The sequence below is a fragment of the Protofrankia sp. CiP3 genome, from assembly GCF_917627345.1.
Lineage (GTDB): Bacteria > Actinomycetota > Actinomycetes > Frankiales > Frankiaceae > Protofrankia.
Genome location: NZ_CAKJTM010000134.1, coordinates 1 through 5,152, shown reverse-complemented (window position 1 = coordinate 5,152; position 5,152 = coordinate 1). Strand labels below are relative to the sequence as shown.

Below are 5,152 nucleotides of genomic sequence, written 5' to 3'. Positions count from 1 at the left end.
ATGCCTTGCGGGACACCCGCACCCGGTCGGCCGGGGCATGCGCAAAAAGCGTCGCACGCCCCAACCTCCATCGCGAGCATCGCAGCGAGCGCCAGCGACCGAGAAACACAGCTGAGGAGGGCGCCGGGATACACCATCATGCGCAGACCTTAGAGTCTTCGGCCGCGGTCAGCGCCGCTCGGCCGATCGCGGGCAGCGCCGCGACAAACGTGGCCGCCTCCGCGGCCGAGAGCACCAACGGCGGGGCGAGCCGCACCGCGTCCGGGCTGACGGCATTGACCAGGAAACCCGCGTGGCAAGCAGCGGTTTCGAAGGCGGCGGCGAACGGCGAGCTCAGCTCGATCGCCAGCCACAGCCCACGGCCGCGGACCCCCACCACGCCCGGCACACCGGCGTCGAGGATCCCGTCGGTCAGGACGCGCCCGACCTCCACCGCGTTCGCGATCAGTCCGTCCCGCTCGATGGTGTCGAGCACCGCGAGCGCGGCCGCGCAGACAATCGGCCCCCCGCCGAACGTGCTGCCGTGGTCGCCGGGGCGCAGGAGCTGGCCGGCCGGGCCGAACCCGACGCAGGCTCCGATCGGCAGGCCGCCGCCGAGTCCCTTGGCCAGTGTCACGATATCGGGGACGATCGCCTCGCTCTGGTGCAGGAACCAGGTGCCGGCCCGGCCGATACCGCTCTGGATCTCGTCAAGGACGAGCAGCGCGCCGGCCCGGTCGCAAATGGCACGGGCCGCCCGCAGGTAGCCGGGCGGCGGCGGGATCACCCCTGCCTCGCCCAGCGTCGGCTCCAGGAAGACCGCGGCGGTGCGGTCGCTGACCGTCGCCGCCAGAGCGGCGATGTCGCCGTAGGGAACAAAGCACGCGCCGGGCAGCAGCGGTTCGAACGGCGCCCGTTTGGATGCCTGGCCAGTAATCGACAAGGCGCCGAGAGTACGTCCGTGAAAAGATCCATCCGCTGCGACGATCTCGGTGCGGCCGGTCCGCCGAGAGATCTTGATGGCCGTCTCGTTGGCCTCCGCGCCCGAGTTGCAGAAGAACACCCGACCGGCGGCGCCCAGCAGTCCCAGCAGCCGCTCGGCCAGGGCGACCTGCGGTTCGTTCACATAGAGGTTGGAGACGTGGCCGAGGCGCCCGACCTGATCGCACACCGCGGCCTGCACCGCCGGGTGGCAGTGGCCGAGGGCGCTGACGGCGACCCCGGCGATCAGGTCGAGGTACTCGCGCCCGTCCGCGTCCCACACCCGGGTGCCGGCACCGCGTTCCAACGCGATCCGCGGGCGGCCGTAAGCCGCCATGATCACGGCATCCCGGCGATCGAGCAGGTCAGCGTTCATGGGGTTCCTCCCACGGTATGCACGGACGTGGCGGCGGGTACGGCGGTCGCTGTGGTCGCGGCGGTGTCCACCGCGACCGCATCTGGCGTGATCAGAGTCCCGATCCCGTCATCGGTGAAGACCTCCAGCAGAACGGCGTGTGCCACTCGGCCATCAAGGACGTGGGCCTGCGGCACGCCACCGTGCACGGCTCGCAGGCAGGCCTCCATCTTCGGGATCATCCCGGTGGTCAGCGTCGGCAGGAGGGCAGCGAGCTCCGCCACGGACAGCTCGCTGATCACCTCGTCGCTGTGCGGCCAGTCCGCGTACAGGCCCTCGACATCGGTAAGGATGACCAGCTTCGCCGCACCGATCGCGGCAGCCAGAGCGGCCGCGGCAATGTCGGCGTTGACGTTGTAGACCCCGTCGTCGATCCCCCGGGCGACGGTGGCGACCACCGGGACCTTGCCGGAGTCCAGCAACGCCGTCAGGGTCTCCGGGGCGACCTGGACGACGTCCCCGACCAGCCCGATATCGATCTCGCGGCCGTCCACGACCGCCGGTTTGCGCCGCGCGGTGAGCAGGTTGGCGTCCTCACCGGACAGGCCCACCGCGAACGGGCCGTGACTGTTGATCAATCCAACGACATCCCGGTTGACCTGGCCGACCAGGACCATCCGGACGATCTCCATCGTCTCCGGAGTGGTCACCCGCAGGCCACCGGCGAACACCGACTCGACACCGAGCCGGGCCAGATGGGCGGTGATCTGCGGCCCGCCCCCGTGGACCACGACCACCCGCAGGCCCGCGTAGCGCAGGAACACGACGTCCGCGGCGAACGCCTCCCGCAGCACCGGGTCGGTCATGGCGTGGCCGCCATATTTGATCACAACAGTGGAACCGTGGAACCGCGACAGCCAGGGCAGCGCCTCGATCAGCACGGTGGTCTTGGCCAGCGCGGCATGCCCCCGGGCCAGCGCCGGGGGCCGGCCCGCGCCCGGTACGGCGGTCATGTCGAGTACGCCGAGTTCTCGTGGACGTACCCGTCGGTCAGGTCGTTCGTCCAGACCGTCAGTTCACTGGGGCCGGCGTGCAGGTCGATCCGGATGGAGACCTCCCGGCTGGTCAGGTCGACGCGTTCGCGCGGCTCCCCCGGCCCGCCCGCCCGGCACACCCACACTCCGTTGATCGCGACGTCGAGCGCGTCCGGTTCGAAGGATGCGCGGGTGGTGCCCACGGCCGCGAGCACCCGGCCCCAGTTCGGGTCGTTGCCGTAGAGCGCGCACTTGAGCAGGTTGCAGCGCGCGACCGACCGGCCGACCTCCAGCGCGTCGGCCTCGTCGGCGGCACCGGTAACGGTGATCGCGATCGTCTTGGTCGAGCCCTCCGCGTCGGCGAGCAGCTGCCCGGCCAGGTCAGCGCAGGACTCGGTCACCAGGCCAGCGAGCGTTTCCGCGGATACCCGCACACCGGAGGCACCGTTGGCCAACAGCAGCACGGTGTCGTTGGTCGACATGCAGCCGTCGGAGTCCACCCGGTCGAAGGTGGTACGGCAGGCGTCCCGCAGCAAACGGTCGGCGGTGACCGGGTCGACGACCGCGTCCGTGGTCAACACTACGAGCATCGTGGCGAGCGCCGGCGCGAGCATCGCGGCGCCCTTGGCCATCCCGCCGACCGTCACTCCACCAGCCGCGCGCACAACCTGTTTGCTGACGGTGTCGGTCGTACAGATCGCCTCGGCCGCCGCCGGCCCGCCGGTGGCCGACGCCCCGGCCACCGCCTTGGTAACGCCGGGCAGCAGCAGATCCATGGGGAGCCGTATCCCGATCAGCCCGGTCGAGCAGACGGCGACCTCGCCCGCACCCATCCCCAGCAGGCCGGCGGTGTGCTCGGCGGTGCGATGGGTGTCGGCGAAACCGGCGGGCCCCGTACACGCGTTGGCACCACCGGAGTTCAGGACGACCGCCCGCAGCCGGCCGTCCGCAAGCACCTGGCGTGACCAGATGACGGGCGCGGCCTGCACCCGGTTGCCGGTGAACACGCCCGCGGCCGTGTCCGACGGACCGTGGTTGACGACAACCGCGACATCCGGACGCCCGGACGGCTTGAGCCCAGCCGCCACTCCCGCGGCCCGAAACCCCCCCGGGGCAGTCACGCTCACAGCTTTACACCCATGATCGCTCCTCACTGCGTCGGTATGAAAAGCCACTGTCAGCAGGGCCGAATGCGAATGATCGAATCCAGGCGGCGGACGTCGGATCCTCACGGCGGGCCAGTTGGGCCAGTCGGGCCGCCGATTAGATGTCGAGAGGTCCGGGATCGAGGAGGCCAGCGGGCCGCGGGTTACGGCGCGATGCCGGACGACGTAAGGCCGCTGGCCTCCGGCAGGCCGAGCATGAGGTTCGCGCACTGCAGCGCCTGGCCGGCAGCGCCCTTGCACAGGTTGTCGATGGCAGCGACAACCACCGCCCGCCCGCTCTCGTGATCGGCGGTGACCTGCAGGTGGACAGCGTTGCCGCCCAGCGTCGCCGCGGTGCGGGGCCAGCGCCCCGGCGGCAGGACCTGGACGAACGGCTCGCCCGCGTAAGCCGCCTCCAACGCGTCGCGCAGCATATCGGTGGTGACCGCCGAGCCGAGTCGGGCGGTACAGGTGGCGAGGATGCCACGCGGTGTCGGCGCCAGCACCGTCGTGAACGACATGGACACGGGCGTGTGCACCAGGCCGCGCAGCGCCTGGAGGATCTCCGGGCGGTGCTGGTGGCGCCCGACCCGGTAAGCGGTCAGGTCGTTCATGACCTCGCTGCCGAGCAGGTTCGCCTTGACCGATCGTCCCGCGCCCGAGGTGCCGCTGGCCGCCACCACCACGATGTCCTCGGTGTCGACCAGGCCCGCGCCCAGCAGCGGCGCGAGGGCGAGCGTGACCGCGGTGGGAAAACAGCCCGGGGCCGCGACGCGGCTGCTGGCACGGATCGCCGCCCGTGCGCCGGGCAGCTCCGGCATCCCGTACGTCCAGGTTCCCGCATGGTCACCGTCGTAGACCCGCTGCCAGGCCTCGGCGTCGGCGAGCCGGTGGTCCGCTCCGAGATCGACCACGCGGACGCCGTCCGGCAGTGTCGCCGCGACAGCGCCGGACCTACCGTGCGGGAGGGCAAGGAACACGATGTCGGCGTCGACGTCGGCAAGAGCCGACACGTCGGCGAAGACCCGGCCGGTGAGACCGGGGAGATGCGGATGAACGTCGGTGACGTCCTGCCCGGCCGACGAACCCGCCGCCAGTGGGCCGATCTCGATCTCCGGATGCCCGAGCAGCAGGCGCAGCAGCTCCCCACCCGCGTAACCGCTCGCTCCTGCCAGCGCCGCTGTCATCCCCATGACTGAAAATTTATACACACATCATCATGATCATGCAAGCATGTCAGCAGCCGTTCCCGGCCCGCCGCACGGAGGGCCTCGAGGTCCTCACGGGAAGCGAAGTCGCCACAGCGCACCAGTCGACGGGTCAGGACACCGAACCACTGCTCGATCGTGTCCAGCCAGGAGGCGTGCTTCGGGGTGGCCGCGCCTCGGCCTCTGTCGGCACCCGGGTGACCGTGACATGGGACCATTCGGCCTGTCCGGGCGGCGGGACCGCAGTCGCGATCGCCACGACCGCCAGCCGAACCGACGGCCCGTCCTTCATGGTCGCATGAGCGACCTCGATGGCCGACTCGCGACGTGCGACGCTCGAGGGACCGGCCTCCAGATGCGCCTGCCGGCTAGCCGAAGAGCTGGTCGAGGGTGCCAGCGCTCAGAACGCGGACGGTCCAGGTCCGCAGCTGATCAGCGGAGGCGTTACGC

4 protein-coding genes are annotated in these 5,152 nt (G+C 70.9%); all 4 read right to left on the bottom strand.

Annotated features, from left to right (window positions below; all coding sequences use genetic code 11):
* Positions 1 to 136 precede the first annotated feature (136 nt).
* The gene (locus MJ797_RS24060; RefSeq protein WP_239341541.1) at positions 137 to 1,336 is read right to left on the bottom strand and encodes an acetylornithine transaminase; all 1,200 of its coding nucleotides are present in this window, start codon (positions 1,334 to 1,336) and stop codon (positions 137 to 139) included.
* The gene (argB, locus tag MJ797_RS24055) at positions 1,333 to 2,328 is read right to left on the bottom strand and encodes an acetylglutamate kinase (protein ID WP_239341539.1); all 996 of its coding nucleotides are present in this window, start codon (positions 2,326 to 2,328) and stop codon (positions 1,333 to 1,335) included. The genes MJ797_RS24060 and argB overlap by 4 nt, the downstream gene beginning before the upstream one ends.
* Positions 2,325 to 3,476, bottom strand: coding sequence for a bifunctional glutamate N-acetyltransferase/amino-acid acetyltransferase ArgJ (gene argJ, locus MJ797_RS24050; RefSeq protein WP_239341537.1), 1,152 nt, complete (start codon positions 3,474 to 3,476; stop codon positions 2,325 to 2,327). The genes argB and argJ overlap by 4 nt, the downstream gene beginning before the upstream one ends.
* Before the next feature lie 182 nt (positions 3,477 to 3,658).
* Positions 3,659 to 4,687, bottom strand: a complete 1,029-nt coding sequence (argC, locus tag MJ797_RS24045) for an N-acetyl-gamma-glutamyl-phosphate reductase (protein ID WP_239341535.1) — start codon at positions 4,685 to 4,687, stop codon at positions 3,659 to 3,661.
* Positions 4,688 to 5,152: the final 465 nt, after the last annotated feature.